At 51.4% G+C, this 15,569-nt stretch carries 14 protein-coding genes; 8 read left to right on the forward strand and 6 right to left on the reverse strand.

Features of this window, described 5'->3' with window-relative positions; all coding sequences use genetic code 11:
• Positions 1-91 precede the first annotated feature (91 nt).
• On the forward strand, positions 92-1,513 hold the full coding sequence (locus ACQ4MZ_RS24965) for a PLP-dependent aminotransferase family protein (RefSeq protein WP_430849694.1): 1,422 nt from the start codon (positions 92-94) through the stop codon (positions 1,511-1,513).
• Positions 1,514-1,610: 97 nt separating this feature from the next.
• On the opposite strand, the gene ACQ4MZ_RS24970 is transcribed toward ACQ4MZ_RS24965, so the two are convergent.
• On the reverse strand, positions 1,611-2,678 hold the full coding sequence (locus tag ACQ4MZ_RS24970) for a sugar phosphate isomerase/epimerase family protein (protein ID WP_430849696.1): 1,068 nt from the start codon (positions 2,676-2,678) through the stop codon (positions 1,611-1,613).
• Between the two features lie 24 nt (positions 2,679-2,702).
• On the reverse strand, positions 2,703-5,441 hold the full coding sequence (locus ACQ4MZ_RS24975) for a PQQ-dependent sugar dehydrogenase (protein WP_430849698.1): 2,739 nt from the start codon (positions 5,439-5,441) through the stop codon (positions 2,703-2,705).
• A 233-nt stretch (positions 5,442-5,674) separates the two neighbouring features.
• On the opposite strand from ACQ4MZ_RS24975, the gene ACQ4MZ_RS24980 reads away from it, so the two are divergent.
• Positions 5,675-6,439: an NUDIX hydrolase gene (locus ACQ4MZ_RS24980; RefSeq protein WP_430849775.1), complete on the forward strand. Its 765-nt coding sequence runs from the start codon at positions 5,675-5,677 to the stop codon at positions 6,437-6,439.
• An 18-nt stretch (positions 6,440-6,457) separates the two neighbouring features.
• Here ACQ4MZ_RS24980 and ACQ4MZ_RS24985 read toward each other — a convergent pair whose 3' ends face one another.
• The 3 genes from ACQ4MZ_RS24985 to ACQ4MZ_RS24995 all read right to left on the reverse strand — a co-directional run bounded on the left by ACQ4MZ_RS24985 (position 6,458) and on the right by ACQ4MZ_RS24995 (position 7,478).
• Positions 6,458-6,622 (reverse strand): hypothetical protein, encoded by a 165-nt coding sequence (locus ACQ4MZ_RS24985; protein WP_430849700.1) that lies wholly within the window; start codon positions 6,620-6,622, stop codon positions 6,458-6,460.
• Positions 6,623-6,650: 28 nt separating this feature from the next.
• Positions 6,651-7,151: a DUF6934 family protein gene (locus ACQ4MZ_RS24990; RefSeq protein ID WP_430849702.1), complete on the reverse strand. Its 501-nt coding sequence runs from the start codon at positions 7,149-7,151 to the stop codon at positions 6,651-6,653.
• Between the two features lie 81 nt (positions 7,152-7,232).
• On the reverse strand, positions 7,233-7,478 hold the full coding sequence (locus ACQ4MZ_RS24995; protein ID WP_430849704.1) for a hypothetical protein: 246 nt from the start codon (positions 7,476-7,478) through the stop codon (positions 7,233-7,235).
• 450 nt (positions 7,479-7,928) lie between these two features.
• On the opposite strand from ACQ4MZ_RS24995, the gene ACQ4MZ_RS25000 reads away from it, so the two are divergent.
• The 4 genes from ACQ4MZ_RS25000 to dgoD all read left to right on the forward strand — a co-directional run bounded on the left by ACQ4MZ_RS25000 (position 7,929) and on the right by dgoD (position 11,923).
• Positions 7,929-9,212 (forward strand): Gfo/Idh/MocA family protein, encoded by a 1,284-nt coding sequence (locus tag ACQ4MZ_RS25000; protein WP_430849706.1) that lies wholly within the window; start codon positions 7,929-7,931, stop codon positions 9,210-9,212.
• Between the two features lie 54 nt (positions 9,213-9,266).
• Positions 9,267-9,944 (forward strand): hypothetical protein, encoded by a 678-nt coding sequence (locus ACQ4MZ_RS25005; RefSeq protein WP_430849708.1) that lies wholly within the window; start codon positions 9,267-9,269, stop codon positions 9,942-9,944.
• Positions 9,945-10,105: 161 nt separating this feature from the next.
• Entirely contained in the window at positions 10,106-10,744 is a 639-nt protein-coding gene (locus tag ACQ4MZ_RS25010; RefSeq protein WP_430849710.1) for an START domain-containing protein, read from the forward strand.
• 30 nt (positions 10,745-10,774) lie between these two features.
• Positions 10,775-11,923, forward strand: a complete 1,149-nt coding sequence (dgoD, locus tag ACQ4MZ_RS25015; protein ID WP_430849712.1) for a galactonate dehydratase — start codon at positions 10,775-10,777, stop codon at positions 11,921-11,923.
• 110 nt (positions 11,924-12,033) lie between these two features.
• Here dgoD and ACQ4MZ_RS25020 read toward each other — a convergent pair whose 3' ends face one another.
• Entirely contained in the window at positions 12,034-12,810 is a 777-nt protein-coding gene (locus ACQ4MZ_RS25020; protein ID WP_430849714.1) for a phytanoyl-CoA dioxygenase family protein, read from the reverse strand.
• Between the two features lie 255 nt (positions 12,811-13,065).
• On the opposite strand from ACQ4MZ_RS25020, the gene ACQ4MZ_RS25025 reads away from it, so the two are divergent.
• Together ACQ4MZ_RS25025 and ACQ4MZ_RS25030 are read left to right on the forward strand one after the other, a co-directional pair.
• Positions 13,066-14,802 (forward strand): sensor histidine kinase, encoded by a 1,737-nt coding sequence (locus tag ACQ4MZ_RS25025; RefSeq protein WP_430849716.1) that lies wholly within the window; start codon positions 13,066-13,068, stop codon positions 14,800-14,802.
• A complete protein-coding gene (locus ACQ4MZ_RS25030; protein WP_430849718.1) occupies positions 14,799-15,551 on the forward strand; it encodes a LytR/AlgR family response regulator transcription factor in 753 nt (250 codons plus the stop codon). The genes ACQ4MZ_RS25025 and ACQ4MZ_RS25030 overlap by 4 nt, the downstream gene beginning before the upstream one ends.
• The last annotated feature ends 18 nt before the right edge of the window (positions 15,552-15,569 follow it).

The raw sequence follows: 15,569 nt of genomic DNA on the forward strand, positions 1-15,569 counted from the left end.
ATTTTGGATGTTGTTGCATGATTGCGATACAAAACAACCGTATCTTTGGACCAGCTTACTGGTTCAGAATTCACAAAAACAAGTAGTCCAGATGTTGAGACCCTGGGAACTCGTCATACCGCTCCACCGCGGAGATGAAAAGGCCGTGTATATGCAGATTGCCGATGCAGTAATTGCTGCCATTCAGAGCGGAAAGCTCGTTGCAGGCAGTATTTTGCCGGGGAGCCGCCAGCTTGCCGCGCAACTGAATGTGAACCGCAACACGGTCGTCGAGGCGCTGGATGTGCTCACTGCGGAAGGCTGGCTGGTGTCGAAAGAGCGGCGCGGGATATTTGTGGCGGATGTGCAGCCGGCGACTTCCTTGGAAAAGTCATTGGTCAGGAAGTCAGGGATGGTCAGGGAGTTGGATGTGAAGCCTTTGGTTGTATTCGATGACGGCCTGCCTGACAGTGCTTTGGCACCGATTGACGAGCTGGCCCGTGCTTACCGGCAAATTTTCGCGCGCAAAGGGCGTTGGCAAATGATGGGCTACCGGCATGAGGCGGGCGATCCCGAGTTCCGGAAGGCCATTGCGCAAATGTTGAATTACAAAAGGAGCATGCGGCTGTCGGCAGACCAGGTATTCATCACCCGCGGCAGTCAGATGGCCATGTTCCTCGCGGCACATGCATTGCTGAAACCCGGCGACCATGTGCTGATTGAAAATCCGGGCTATAAACCGGCCTGGGAGGCTTTCGCGCACGCGGGCGCAAACCTGCTACCCGTGAACGTAGACACGCACGGGATCGTGATCGATGAAGTAAAGGAGTATTTAAAACAATATCCGGATATCAAAGCGGTGTACATTACCCCGCATCACCAGTTCCCGACTACGGTTACGCTCAGCCTGAGGCGCCGGATGGAGCTCGTTGCATTGTCGAACGAACACGGTTTTACGATCATCGAGGACGATTATGACCACGAATTCCATTACAGCCCCCGGCCAGTAATGCCGGTAAGCAGCCTCGAACAAGCGCGTAACTACGTGTACATCGGCACGATGAGCAAGATCGTGGCGCCTGCGTTGCGGATCGGGTATCTGGCGTCGTGCGTGTCGGTCATCGACAAGGTGGCCAACCTCCGGAAAATCATCGACGTGCAGGGCGACTACATGATGGAACAAGCTGTATTTCAATTAATTCAGGAAGGGGAAATCCGCAGGCATTTAAAGAGGACTACATCACTTTACAAATCCAAAAGGGATAGTTTTGAGAAACTGCTTCTGCAATGTCTGGCTGACAAAGTAGATTTCACCAAACCGGAAGGCGGACTGGCGTTCTGGGTCACGCCAAAGAAACCCGTCGACCTGGTGCAACTTGCGGCGATATTGAAGCAAAAAGGCATTGCACTGATTTCGCCAGACACGTTTTGTTACAAAGGCTTCGCAAATGGCTTCCGGCTCGGATATGCATCGCTATCCGAGCCACAAATGCAGGAAGGTATCAAGGCCATCGCCGCCAACTGGCCCTCATGACCACACCCGACAAAACCCATCTACGCCAGATCACATATAACTACACATGACCACACGTGACAACTCCTGACCAAAACCTAACCATTCCGGACAATCCCTACCCCAACTCCTCCAACACCTTCTCCAACAGCGCTTTCGTTTGCCTGATGCCTTCGTCGTTGGTAGGTTTCGTCGTGTCCCCGCCCATATCGCGCATGAGCCCACCTTCGTATTCAATTCCTACAATACCGTTGTTCCAACCGGAATCCTTGATGATTTTGAAGATTTTGATAAAATCCGTCTCCGGGTCATTGCCATTCGCATCGAACTGGTGGGTTTTAGCACTAATACCTTTCGCATAGGGCATCATTTTACGCACACCGTCATATTTATCGTGCTCTTTCACACATTTGGTGGCCATAAAACCCTTGATATCCAGCGTCTCGGGCTTGCTCCTTTCTGCGCAGAAGTTCCCGAAATCGGGCAACAGGCCTTTGTTCGGCGCTTTTAGCTGTTTCATAATACCCACCAGCCAGTCGGGATCGGTAGAAACACCGAAGTGGTTCTCGACAATCACATTCAAACCCGATTTCCCGGCATATTCGAGCAGCTTGCCGTAGCCGTCCACAGCGGCCGTGGCGAGTTGCTCAGGCGTACCTTCTTCCTTTTTGCCCGACATCATAGCCATGGCATCCCCCAGGTTCACCCGGATCGACGTGCAGCCGAGGAACTTGGCCGCGTCCACCCACGGGTAATGTGCCTCTACCGCCTTTATACGCGCCGCATCGTCCAGAGCCGTCAAGTTCTCACCATCGACCATAATGAGGTGGTTTCTCATACCCAGATCGTCGCAGCGCTTTTTCAGCTCATTGAGGTAAGTCTGGTCCTTGTGTTTGTTATTGAAAAACCCGGAAACGTATTCCAGTATCGTAATGTCGTAATCATTCTTCGCGCGGGCGGGGAAATCCATATTGGTCATCTTGCCGCTGAAAAGCTCCGACGCAAACGAAAATTCAGCCAGCGATATGTCAAAACTGAATTTGGCGGCCGCCGTGGTAGCGGCCGCCGTGGCAGCGGCCCCCGCGGCAGCGACCGGCGCACCGATTAAAGTATCCATTGAAACCAAGCCAAGCCCGGCGGTAGCAAGCCCGAATTGGCCCAGAAATTGACGACGTGAATTGTTCATGAGTAGATTAGTTAATATGGAAAATCATTTTGAAACAAATGTGACCGAGAACGGGACAAACAAAGCCCCCTTTGCATTGTCGTTCTTAAAAACAAAATACAAATCCCGGGCACCCCTTTGAGGAGAAATAGGTACGTGGAATGGCTTGGGCGGGGTTTTGGAAGTAAATGCACTGGCATCATCAGTGGGTGGTATCCACTCGGTTTTCCCCAGCAATGCACCATCGGGCGAGCCATCGTGTACCTCTACAATGCCACCTTGCGCGTTCAGCTGGTCCTTCGGCGCGGCCACCACCATATCGAGCGCGGTAATGTCGGTCAGATCAACCCCTTTGAAAATGGCGTGGGTATTGGGCTGCGTGACGATCAGCAGGTTATTCTCGCCCATTTTGAAGCGCATGATATTCTTCGACGCGTCATCTGCATTGCCGAAAAGCAGCTTCGGGTTCTTCAAAACGAGGGTTTTCTCCGTAGTCTGGGCAGGCATTCCATTTGCCCCTTTGTCGGTGTAGCTGGCTATGAACTTGTAAATACCCTTGCCGGCATCGCCGCCGTCGGGGATTTGGGCGATCACCTCCCCTACCGGTTGAAGCGTTTGCACAGCCTGTTTTTCATCGGCCAGGCTTAGAATATACTTCACCATCTGCCCGGCTTCCGGCAAGCCGATGGACGGGTGTGCCGACATGGCCGTTTCGCCCCAAACACCCGCACCTCCCTTGATGATCTTATCCGAAAGCGAGGCCACCGCATTGACGTCGGCGCGGTATTTGGCCGCAACATCCTTAAATGCCGGACCTATGGACTTTTTGTCCGTGAAATGGCAGGCCTTGCAGTCGCTTTTTTCGATCAGGGTTTTCCCGGCCGTAAAAGTGACCGGAGCCTCCTGATGGCCGCCCGGATCGGGCGCCTGCTTATCCTCTGCATCCTGGTAAGCGGCAGTAATCCTCACTTTCGATGCAGCAATGGTGTTTTTCTCCAAACTTCCATCCTCGCGATCCGACACATTCACTTTGTAATGAATAGGTTTATCAGGAAAGAAAAATGTCTTGTTTCCCCCTGTCAGTTCCAGCGAAACCTGGGGAGGCTCATTCCCTGCCTGGACGGTCAGGCTCTGCGAATCTTTCAGCCCTTTAGAATCCGTTACTGTGAGCAAAACCTTGTAAATACCCTTCTTTTTAAAAGTGTAGGCGGGATTTGGCTCGTTCAAAACAACCGGTGCCCCGCCGCTTGCCGGTGTGATCTTCCATTGGTAATGCAAAGTATCTTTATCAAAATCCTCGGTACCTGTCGATGAAAACTGCGCCTGGAATGGCACCGCGCCCGCTCTTTTATCGACCGACGCCACCACCGACGGCTTGCGGTTACCGGCATTGTACTCGATCCGCACCAGTTTCGACTCCGGATTACCCATAAACCAGCCCTGTCCGTATTCGAGGATATACAAGTCGCCATTCGGTCCGAACGCCATGTCGATCGGATGTTCCAGTTTCAGGTTGGGCAGGAAGCGCTCCATTTTTACATAATCACCCTTGGGACTGAGCGTTACGGCCATAACCCAGTCGCGCATCCACTCATAGATGAACAATTTCTTATCGTAATAGGCTGGAAATGCACGCTTTGCACTTTTGAACTGATCGGCATAATAAACCGGCCCGGCCATCGCACTGCGCCCGCCCGAACCAAGTAACGGAAAGCGTTTCGTCTCTGCGGCGGTGTACCAGATCAGCGCCTTCTGTGCGGGCGGTAACTCCTTCAATCCGGTATTGTTCGGGGAGTTGTTGACCGGCTTTTCGGGGTTGAATCGCTCACCCGACTGCTTCGTTTCGAAATTGAAATCCCAATAAGCCTTGTTATCGCCCACGAAATACGGCCAGCCGTAGTTTCCTGCCTTGCGCGCCTGCCCGAACTCGTCCTCCGCCGCAGGCCCCAGGCCGGTCGAATCCTTGCCCGCGTCCGGCCCGACATCCCCCCAATAGAGATAGCCGTTCTTCCGATCCACCGAAATGCGGTACGGGTTCCGGTGTCCCATCGTGTAAATCTCCGGCCTGGTTTTGGGATCATAAGCGCCAGAGGCATTCTTCGGAAAGAGGTTACCCTCCGGGATCGTGTAGGTTCCGTCGGCCTCCGGGTGAATGCGGATGATCTTTCCACGCAAATCGGCCGTATTCGACGACGATTTCTGTGCGTCGAACGGGCTCCGGCCCGGCCGCTCGTCGATAGGCGCATACCCGTCCGACGCGCGAGGGCTGGTGTTGTCGCCGGTCGAGAGATAGAGGTTGCCCTGAGCATCCCAGTCGATCGAGCCGCCGGTGTGGCAGCAGTTATCACGCTGCACGGGAATCCTCAGGATCACCTTTTTAGAAGCAAGATCGAGCGCATTACCTTTCAGCTCATACCGCGCGAGAATGTTCTCTGGCGTGCTGCCGGCCGGCGAATAGTAAAAGTAAATCCAATGATTTTTGTTAAAGTTCGGGTCGATGTTCACGCCCAACAGGCCGTCTTCGGCCTCGGAATCATCACTATACTTCGTGCTGACGGGTATAGTGGCGATCACCGTCGTCTTTTTAGACACGGGGTTGTACAACTTCACCGTACCGTGCCGCTCGATAAATAGCACGCGCTCATCGGGAAGTACTGTCAGTTCCAGTGGCTCGTTGAGGTTCTCTGTCAGGACGACCTTCCGGAACCGGTTTTCCTCCGGCACCTGCGCTTGGGCGAGCGTAGCGCATAAGAGCAGGGAGAAAAGTGTAGAGGTTTTGTTCATGAAGCAATTGTTGTTAGTTAGGTTTGTTATGTTAAAAGGGTCAACCTATGTCAGGAGCGGAGTCGAAGGCGTCTATGCAAGACGCCTTCGACTCCGCTCAGGCTGACAATCGGTGACTATTTTCATAAAAAATTGAATTTTATCAATCCAAAATATGGATACAATGATAAAGAAAATTTTCTTTGTGTAAAATTTACGCATTGAAAATTTTTCTCATTGCCAGCTTATTACCGATGGAGCACAATTTGAAGGAGTTTTTTGACAAGGCATTGAAGGAGGTTTCGCTCGACTGCACCGTGTTCGGGTTTCATGAAGGCGAGCTGAAAGTGCTGCTGCTGCGCTGGAAGGGCACCGACGAATGGAGCTTGCCGGGCGGACATATCCTGCTCGACGAGTCGGCCGACGACGCCGCGAACCGCATTCTCACCCAGCGTACAGGCTTGAATGATGTGTACCTGCAACAGTTCCATACATTCGGAAATGTGAACCGATACACTTACCACCCCGAAAAAGAACTGCTTGAAAAATTGGAAGCGACATTCGGAAAGGGCTTTTTTGACGGCATTATCTTCCGGCGGGTCGTTTCGATCGGCTATTATGCCCTCGTAGAATTCGCCCAGGTGCAGCCCACGCCCGACTGGTTCACCGATGAATGCCGCTGGTGGTCGCTCGCCGAGGTCCCTAACCTGCTTTTCGACCACAACGAAATGATCGAACGTGCCCTGAAAGCCCTCCGCCAACACGCCCGCAACCACCCGATCGGCTATAACCTCCTCCCCGAAAAGTTCACCATGCCGGAACTCCAGCGCCTATACGAAACCATCCTCGACAGACAATTCGACCGGCGGAATTTCCAGAAATTGCTCATGAGCTACGACATCCTCGAACGCCTGGACGAAAAACGGGTCGGAGCAGCGAATAAGTCCCCGTATTTGTACCGGTTTGTGAAAGAGAAATACGACCAGGCCGGTGCGGCCGGGATTTCGTTTTCGATGTAGTTTTTTCGGGCAGGGAAGTTATTGCAGAAATTCTTTGGGTATAGGATTGTTGGCGAGAAAAATTTTCATTTCAGCCGCTTTTTTGGAAAGTGTCTTTTCTCCACTAGTTGTCAGCGTATTGGGCACTTGATTGCCCGATTTCGCATTTTGGGTATTCTCTATTGCTCTTTTCATCGGGATCATATGTATTTGGTATTTGAAAGTTAATGATTTACTTCTTTCTTAACAAAAATGCGTCGAAATTGGTCTGTCTATTGAAAACCTCCCAGGTGCCAGACCATCCATGAGGCCACTGCCCGATTATCTGCCGATCATCGTCACGCGTGGCTATGAACCCTAAAATATAGTATTCTCTTGCGAGCCAGTCGAGATGGTTACCGATACTCATGCGATATTTGCGGTTACGAGTAGGATTCTCACCAGGCAGCGTCCTTCCAGTTGCGATTATACTAGCCTTCTCTCTTGTTCCTACAAATTCAATCGCTGCGAATCCCACTGTTGCCAATATCTTATCCATATCTCCGTTCCGGAGCAGTTCGCTATCGTTGATGCTTCCGGATAGTGGGTCCCAAATCCCAAAAGCCAAATTATACACATCGTCGCCAACTTGTTCGAAAACAATTCTCATTTCGAAAACACCTCGTCGCCCATCGCTAAAAAATTGGTATTCGTAGCTAGAAGTTTTGCAGATCGGGTAATTTTCGGAATTCATATGAATACTATGAAAATTCAAATATTAATATGAGATGGTGCTGTCCAGTCAACAGCGCCATTCTCAGCTATTGTCCAAATGTTATCTTTCTTTGTCTACCTCCAACTTCTGAAAGAAAAACACCAGCTCCCGAAACGACAGAAAAATCTCCCCGATACGCGGATTGCACCCCGCCTCCTTTTGAAATGCCATGTGGTCGCTGTAAATGATCCAAAGGTCCTCGATCCATTCGGACGCGGTGCTTTGGCTTAATAGTTCTTTGACGCCCCGGCCATAGGCGAGGCAAATGGAATCGTCTGACTCGACGCTTTTGATTGAAGCATTCATAATATGATTGATGGAAGTGTAATGCCTTGTCTTAGGTGTCCAAACGTTCATAGTGACGTTCAGGGGGCTTTCGCTGACCCTCACCATAACAAGGCAGTTTCTGAATTTCTTTAAATACTATGCTTTTTGGAATTCGCAAATTTGAAACATGCCTTAACTATTCCAAGAAATCAAACCTGGCGATGCACGAACGGCAACCAACGAATTATCAAGCGCCTGAAATTCGCACATTCCCTTGTTGTTGCGTACCTACGGCACTCCCGAATATGGCTGCGAATTTACCTTCTACCAATATTACGTCCCTAACGGGACTTGGGTGTCCCTCCTTACCCCCTTTCCTCCTTCCTCCCTACGCGGGCCGCCCTTTCCTCCATTCTCCCGCCCACAAAAAATCAGTAACATTCCCCTACCCGCACCTTTTATTACCACCAACTTCCTAAACCAGCCATCATGACGCAATCCACCAACCGCCGCGACTTCCTTAAAATAGCCGGACTTACGACGTTCGGCCTCACGGTTTTACCCAATCTGATCACGCGTGCCGCGCCAAGTGACCGCGTGCGTATAGCACATATCGGTCTGGGAGGGATGGGGAATAACCACATGAAATGGTTTGCCAACCTGCCCGACGCAGAAATCGTCGCGCTTTGCGATGTGGATGAGCTGCATTTGGGCGAGACGAAACAACGGTTGGAAACGATGAAACCGGGCATCAAGGTCGATACTTACGGCGATTTTCGCCGCATTCTCGAAAGAAAGGATATCGACGCCATTACCGTAGCTACACCCGACCACTGGCATGCGCAGATCGCGGCGCTGGCGTTTCAGGCCGGGAAGGATGTGTATGGTGAAAAACCGCTTTCCTATTGTCTGAAAGAAGGTAAAATGATGCTCAAACAGCTCGAAAAGCACAATCGCGTGTTCCAGATGGGCAATCAGATCCATGCGGGTGACAATTTCCACCGGGTTGTGGAGCTGATCCAGTCGGGGTCGATCGGCAAGGTGCATACGGTGCGGCTCTGGAAAAAACCGAGCACCAAAGAATTAGGCTCGCCGACTGTACAGCCGGTCCCTAAAACTTTGAACTGGGATATGTGGCTCGGCCCGGCGCCATTTACCGAATACATCCCCGAGAAATGCCACTTCACCTACCGCTATTTCCTCGATTACTCTGGCGGCGAGTTTGCAGATTTCTGGTGCCATATCGCCGATGTGATGTATTCGGCGATCCATCCCACGGGTTTAAGGAAAATCAACGCACGGGGTACCGCATACGCAGGCATCGCCGACGCGCCGAAAACGCTGGATGTAGATTATGAATTCGACGGTTTGAAAGTATATTGGTCGTCCAACCCACCAGATGTCCGCGGCGCTGCCGACCGCGGCATCGGCGCATTCTTCGAAGGCGATAAAGGGACGCTCATCTGCGATTACAACACGCGGGAACTGACGATCAACGGCGAGAAAATGACCGACATCGCGTCCGTCCCGATTACCAACCCTCGCTCGCCCGGGCACCAGCAGAACTTCATTGATTGTGTAAAATCCCGCAAGCAGCCCGAGTCCAACCTCGCCTACGCACGCGAGATGACGATCCCGATGCATTTAGGGCTGATTTCCTATCGCCTGAAACGCGAACTGACCTGGAATGCAAAGAAAGAAAAGTTCTCCGGCGACAAGGAGGCGAACCGGTTGCTATCCCGCAAACCGAGAAAAGAATGGGATTTGACCTGATGTAACCATTGTTAGCTTTTTTTGTATATTCACAAGAAACAACCAGCTAACGCCATGAAATACATCCTGTTGACTACACTTATTACCGGCAGCTTGCTGTCCGGTTGTAAAGATTCGTCTGGCCCCGTAAGTGACATGCCGGCTATTCAACGCATTTCATTCGAAGGCTTGCCCGATGAAAACGTAACCTTCGACGCCGCCAACTCGGTGATCACCGTTCGAATGCCGGCGGTACTTGAAGGCGGTTTGAAGCCCGTTTTGAAACTCACGAAAGGCGCGGAGCCTGTTGGCCTGCTTCCGGACGGAACGATCGACATTTCGGCATTTTGCTCTTGTATTAAGCCGACCCAGGATGTTTTCTTCCGAATCGGTAACAAAACAAAAACCGCTACCTACCGGTTAAACATTGTTGCCACGGGTCCGCTCGCGCCGCAGGACGTTTATGAAGAAACGACCTTCTCATTGAAAACCGGCGTCTTAAAAATGAGTTTACCGGTCCAAAACCTCTACAATAATCACCGTATCGATCAAATTTCTTTCAAGGGCGAGGATGGTAAAAGCGGGGCCAGGGTGTACGCCGATGGTGCCTGCCTCACTGGCTGCCGTGGCGGGGAGCCGAATCGGATCGCTATCACGTTATATTCCCCCATTGACCGGGAACTCAAACCCGGAAAATACCAAATAGAGATGAAGGGCATAAAATTTCCGCAGAAATTGATTGTCATGGAATAGCCGACTTTATTTCCCTCGCGTTAGCAGGTGCTCACGATTAGTCCGCGTGTGCCTTTATTTAATGTGTTAACAGGAATTTAATGGTTGTGGTAGGGGTTGTTGAGATTGGGTTGTCATGCTGAAAACAAATGCGGACAGCCGATCCATACTTCATTCAACAAATGCAGAAATTTATCCTATTACTCGTTATCATCGGAATTCCCTCTTTCGCGTCCGCCCAGGTCAAATGGAAGAAAATCGCTGAAGAGGAGCAAATCCGTATTTATTCTTCCGCCGTCCCTGAATCGAAGATCAAGGCCATTAAGGTCGATTGCGTGGTGGACGCGTCGCTTGCGCAGATGGTGTCGCTGCTGCTGGACGTGGAGGCCGGGACGCAATGGGTCTATAAAACCAAGTCGTGCACACTCGTCAAGCGGATCTCCCCCACCGATTTGTATTACCATTCCGAAATAAGCCTGCCATGGCCGCTGGATAACCGTGATTTTGTGGCACACCTCATGGTGCGGCAGGATCCTGTTACCAAGGCCGTTACGATCGATGGCCCTGTGGTAGCCGGAATGGTCCTCAGAAAGAAAAATGTGGTAAGAGTGAGTGATTCTAAGGGCCGGTGGCTGCTTACCCCACTGGCAGGCAAGGTGCGTATCGAATACATGCTGCATACCGATCCGGGCGGCTATCTGCCGGCCTGGGCGGTGAATGCATTCGCGGCCGAAGGGCCCATGGAGACATTTAAAAACATGAAACAGCAGCTCAAATTGCCGAAATATAGAAACGCCTCCCTTACATTTATAGCCAATTAGCAGGGTTATACAATGTAAAAGAAAAATAGAATGAAAATCAGAAGTTACGAGCTGTTCCAGGTACCTCCCAGATGGTTGTTTTTGAAAATTGAAACCGATGAAGGCGTTATCGGATGGGGCGAGCCAGTGATCGAGGGCAAAGCGGCGACGGTCGCTGCCGCCGTGCACGAATTGATGGAAGCACTTATCGGCAAAGATCCGCTCGATATCGAAGGACACTGGAATACGATGTACCGGGGTGGTTTTTACCGCGGCGGCCCCATCCTGATGAGCGCTATTGCAGGTATTGACCAGGCGTTGTGGGATATCAAAGGCAAGTTCTTCAACGCACCCGTCTACCAGTTGCTTGGAGGCAAATGCCGCGACAAGATCAAGGTATATTCCTGGATAGGCGGCGACAGGCCGGATGAAGTCGCCGGAGCGGCGAAAGAATGCTTCGACCGCGGTTTCAAGGCCATTAAAATGAATGCGACCAATGAAATGCAGTATATCGATTCTTTCGAGAAGATCGATCTGGCTATCAAAAGGGTGGCATCCATCCGCGAGGCACTCGGCTACGGGCTCGAAATCGGCGTAGATTTCCACGGGCGGCTGCACAAGCCCATGGCGAAGGTACTCGCCAAAGAATTAGAGCCCTTCCGGCCGATGTTCATCGAGGAGCCGGTATTGTCCGAGAACAATGAGGCATTGCGCGAAATCGCTGCACATACCTCCATTCCCATCGCAACCGGCGAGCGGATGTTCAGCCGCTGGGATTTTAAAAACCTGCTCATGGATGGATATGTAGACATTATCCAGCCCGACCTCTCCCACGCAGGCGGCATCACCGAATGCAAAAAGATACTTTCGATGGCCGAAGCCTTCGACGTAGCCGCGGCACCGCATTGCCCGCTGGGCCCTATTGCACTAGCTGCGTGTTTGCAGGTGGACGCCACCGCCCACAATGCGTTCATACAGGAGCAAAGCCTGGGCATCCACTATAACCAGGGCAGCGACCTGATGGATTACCTCAGCGACAGAACGGTATTTGATTACAACGACGGCTTCGTCAATATCCCATCCGGCCCCGGCCTGGGCATCGAAATAGACGAAGAGCAGGTCCGGAAAATGGCTGCGATCGGCCATAACTGGAAAAACCCGCTCTGGTCGCACGACGACGGGAGCGCCGCGGAGTGGTAGAAATGGCGCGAAGGTCCACCTTCGTGACAATATATTTGCAGGCCTCTGGCCGGTCCGTACCGCGACTTGCGATACGGACCGGCCAGAGGCCTCCGAATAATGCGTGCAAATCAGGAGATTTGCACAAGCGCTGCCCTAATAGCCCGCTCGACCAGCGAACTGCCATCCACTGACAAATCTTCCCGCAGCAGCAACGGCGGTTGGGCCATGAATTTCGGCTCTGTACCGTGGTGCGCCTGCGCGGCGTGGACGATGAACGGATGGCACAGATAAACAGTACCTGCCTTACCGGTCGCCCATACGACCTCTCGTTCCGGCATCGCATCGAGCTTGCCCGCGAGTTCCATAAATGAAAGTCCGGCCTCGCCCTCGTGCGCGAGCATGCGCGCAACATCGGCATGCGAGCCCGCACGTATACGCGTAGGCGCATCGTGCTCGCTAACGTCCGAGTATAGGAAAAGCATCAGCAGTCCGCGCCCTTTTGAATGAATATTTACACGCCAATCCAGAAAGTTGGCCGGATCGTTGCCAGGGAAGCTGGCATCCACATGCCAACCCGTGTCGCCGGGATCTTCGTCGGAGGGGAATCTTACGGGAAATGTGCCCATGCTGCCGCAAGGCAGCCACTTGCCTTTGCCTACCAATTGATCGAAGGCCGCGTGCAAAACCGGCGTATTCGCCGACGTGACGAATGGCTCCTGCGGGTACATCCCGAGCCAGATCACCGGCCTCGTCCAGCTCGACGGATCGTTCCGGTCCACACCGAGGTCATTCCACAAAATATCCCTTGCCTGCGCGGCTATTTCGACGGAAAATGCATGATCTAGGCGAATAAAGCCCTGGTTTATGAATTGATTTATTTGCTGAGTATTCAGTACTCCTTCCATGGAATTTCAATAATTAAGGATTGAAAAATCGGGATAATAAAATCCTGCTCCCCGAAAACGGGGACGGTGCAACGGCTGCACGGGAAGGAGTGTCAGAGTGTTGGTGCGAACCTCATGGTTACAAATTTAGGCATTTGAAATCAGTTTTGCCTGATAATGTGCCGAATTCAAATCAAAATGCGCCATATTCAGTTTTGGCCGGGTTACTGTCGGGTGTGGCTGCGTATTTGCGGCAAACCAGACCATTTCGCAAACATGAAAAACCTAACCTCGCTTCTGCTCTTCCTCATTTCCGTGACCATCGCGCACGGGCAATATGTAGCGAACAACATGCTCGCCATCAAGGAAATCCATGATGGTATTGTATGCGACTCCTGCATTGTCACCATGGCGGGCAACATTACCGCCAATGCGCATGAAATTTCATTTCTCACCCCCAATTACGACAACCAGTTTCTCTACACCGATGCCTCATTAACGAGGGAGCTATCGACCGTCGACCCGTCGAAATTCTTCGTTTCCATGGGCCGCTTCTCGCTCGACTTTTATCCGTTCGGCAAAGTGCTGACGCAGAAAGGAGAGCAAATTCCTTATATCGATTTCAAAGATCTGCAATTCAGAACGGCCGTTAATGGCGTACTGAAAACCGATTGGACGGATGTGATGTCGCTCAAAAACGATCCTGATTTTTACATCGGCCATGTAACTACCGATTTCCGCCATGAAATCAGCGAGGTTGAAACGACGCCGGCCGAGCATTATCACGCCGGAAGGTTCGAGCTGCGGCTTGGCGATTCGCTCAGCGTTGCTTTCCGGAACAAGAACACGCTGGCAAGCGTGCACCATTTCTCCATTACCCGCGTGCGGAGTGTACCTGATTATTTTAATTTCGTAGAGTTTCCCTCCGAAAAGAACTTCCAGGATATTCTGAACACGGAAATCAACAAAGTACGGACTGAACAAGGCCCCCAGGCCAACCATTTCGAAATGGACGGTGGCCATTCGGCATTTCTACGGTTTTCAAATCATGACCAATACTACTTTTTTGGTAAAAGACCCCGCAACAGCGCGATCGAGTATGCAATCGGAAAGCCGGAAAACTGGCAAAGACTGGGCGGCCAGGACGATATCAAGTTTAGCCAGGGATACTCCTACATTTACCTCGACAAACCCGAGCCAGGCAAAACCCTGAACGTGTTCCTCCGATACAGGCACCAGCCGGAAAGCATTAACCAGGTGACGATCGACGTAAAGCCATTGCCGGGGCGCCCGGGCTGGATCAACGTAGCGTTACTGATATTGAGCGTAGTCGTCCTCGCAGTACTAGCTGTTTTCATCCAAAAACAACGCCACAAAAGGCAATTCGCACGCCTCGATCGGAAGAAAAACGAAATCGAGAACCAGCTCCAATTGCTCAGCGGCCAGCTGAACCCGCATTTCCTCTTTAACTCGCTGAACGCCGTGCAATCGCTGATCCGGCAGAATAACCCGGAGGCCGCCAATCAATATATTACCGAGGTTGCAACCTTCATGCGTACGATCATGGACAGCGGCCGGAAAGAGCTCGTTTCCCTCGCCGAGGAGATCAGTATCGAGGAAAAATATATCGCATTGGAACAAAAACGAAAAACATTTACGTACACCTTCCGGAACGAGTGCGGGAATGAGCTCTCTTCGATCGATTTCCCGCCACTTTTATTGCAGCCCATTATCGAAAACAGCATCCGGCATGGACTGGCTGAAAGTGTACGCAACCCCACACTGACGATTACCGTCCGCTGTGACGCCGCCGACCTTTTGGTCACCATTGCCGACAACGGCATCGGATACGACCCGTCGGTAAAATTGCAGGGGCATGGCCTTTCCTTAACCGGCAAACGCATCGCGCTGATTAACGAAAAGTTACCGGCCATGCGCATTATCCTTCAAACCCAATCGAGCCCGGGTGCCGGGACCACCACGGAAATCAGACTTCTAAAATGGCTCTCATGAACCCCATCCGCTGTTTTATCCTCGACGACGAAATCCAGGCCGTGCATAACCTGCGCCTCGCGCTGGAAATGCATTGTCCGCAGGTGGAGCTCGCGGGCTACGCGCACAACGTAAGCGACGCGTACGATTTTCTTGCCAGAGACCAAACGGATATTCTTTTCCTGGATATCCGTTTGCAAAATGAGACGGGTTTCGACCTGCTAAAACGGCTTAACCATTTCCAGGGCAGCATTATTTTCACAACAGCCTACGACTTGTACGGCATCCAGGCCATTAAATTTTCGGCTACCGATTACCTGCTCAAACCGCTTGACCACCTGGAACTCGCGGATGCCGTCAGAAAAGCGACCGACAAAAAGAAAGAACGTGACCAAAGCGCACAGATTTCGATGCTGATCCAGTCATTTGAAAACCTACCTTCCCAACGACAAAAAAAGATCGCATTAGCCGAGGCCAATGAAATTCATTACGTATTGATTGATGACATTATCTTTTGTAAATCGGACAATAGTTACACTACTTTTTATTTAACCGGAAACAAAAATATAACCGTCAGCAAGTCTATTTCTGAATATGAAAATATTCTTGAACCTTATGGATTTGTGCGGACCCACCAATCCTATTTGATTAATAAAAACAGGATTGTATCTTTCAGAAAGGAAGAAGGCGGATATTTGCTAATGGAGGGCAATTACCAGGCCATTATCAGTAAGCAGCGAAAACATCTTTTAAAGGAATTGTTTACCTGAATATTAAATCCATCGACG

Origin of the sequence: Dyadobacter sp. BHUBP1 (assembly GCF_050587785.1) — a bacterium.
In the GTDB taxonomy this organism is placed as follows: Bacteria; Bacteroidota; Bacteroidia; order Cytophagales; family Spirosomataceae; genus Dyadobacter.

Coding starts and splice junctions, on each gene's coding strand:
- ACQ4MZ_RS24965 (WP_430849694.1), top strand. CDS start 92: ATGTTGAGACCCTGGGAACTCGTCATACCGCTCCACCGCGGAGATGAA.
- ACQ4MZ_RS24970 (WP_430849696.1), bottom strand. CDS start 2,678: ATGAACAATTCACGTCGTCAATTTCTGGGCCAATTCGGGCTTGCTACC.
- ACQ4MZ_RS24975 (WP_430849698.1), bottom strand. CDS start 5,441: ATGAACAAAACCTCTACACTTTTCTCCCTGCTCTTATGCGCTACGCTC.
- ACQ4MZ_RS24980 (WP_430849775.1), top strand. CDS start 5,675: ATGGAGCACAATTTGAAGGAGTTTTTTGACAAGGCATTGAAGGAGGTT.
- ACQ4MZ_RS24985 (WP_430849700.1), bottom strand. CDS start 6,622: ATGATCCCGATGAAAAGAGCAATAGAGAATACCCAAAATGCGAAATCG.
- ACQ4MZ_RS24990 (WP_430849702.1), bottom strand. CDS start 7,151: ATGAATTCCGAAAATTACCCGATCTGCAAAACTTCTAGCTACGAATAC.
- ACQ4MZ_RS24995 (WP_430849704.1), bottom strand. CDS start 7,478: ATGAATGCTTCAATCAAAAGCGTCGAGTCAGACGATTCCATTTGCCTC.
- ACQ4MZ_RS25000 (WP_430849706.1), top strand. CDS start 7,929: ATGACGCAATCCACCAACCGCCGCGACTTCCTTAAAATAGCCGGACTT.
- ACQ4MZ_RS25005 (WP_430849708.1), top strand. CDS start 9,267: ATGAAATACATCCTGTTGACTACACTTATTACCGGCAGCTTGCTGTCC.
- ACQ4MZ_RS25010 (WP_430849710.1), top strand. CDS start 10,106: ATGCAGAAATTTATCCTATTACTCGTTATCATCGGAATTCCCTCTTTC.
- dgoD (WP_430849712.1), top strand. CDS start 10,775: ATGAAAATCAGAAGTTACGAGCTGTTCCAGGTACCTCCCAGATGGTTG.
- ACQ4MZ_RS25020 (WP_430849714.1), bottom strand. CDS start 12,810: ATGGAAGGAGTACTGAATACTCAGCAAATAAATCAATTCATAAACCAG.
- ACQ4MZ_RS25025 (WP_430849716.1), top strand. CDS start 13,066: ATGAAAAACCTAACCTCGCTTCTGCTCTTCCTCATTTCCGTGACCATC.
- ACQ4MZ_RS25030 (WP_430849718.1), top strand. CDS start 14,799: ATGAACCCCATCCGCTGTTTTATCCTCGACGACGAAATCCAGGCCGTG.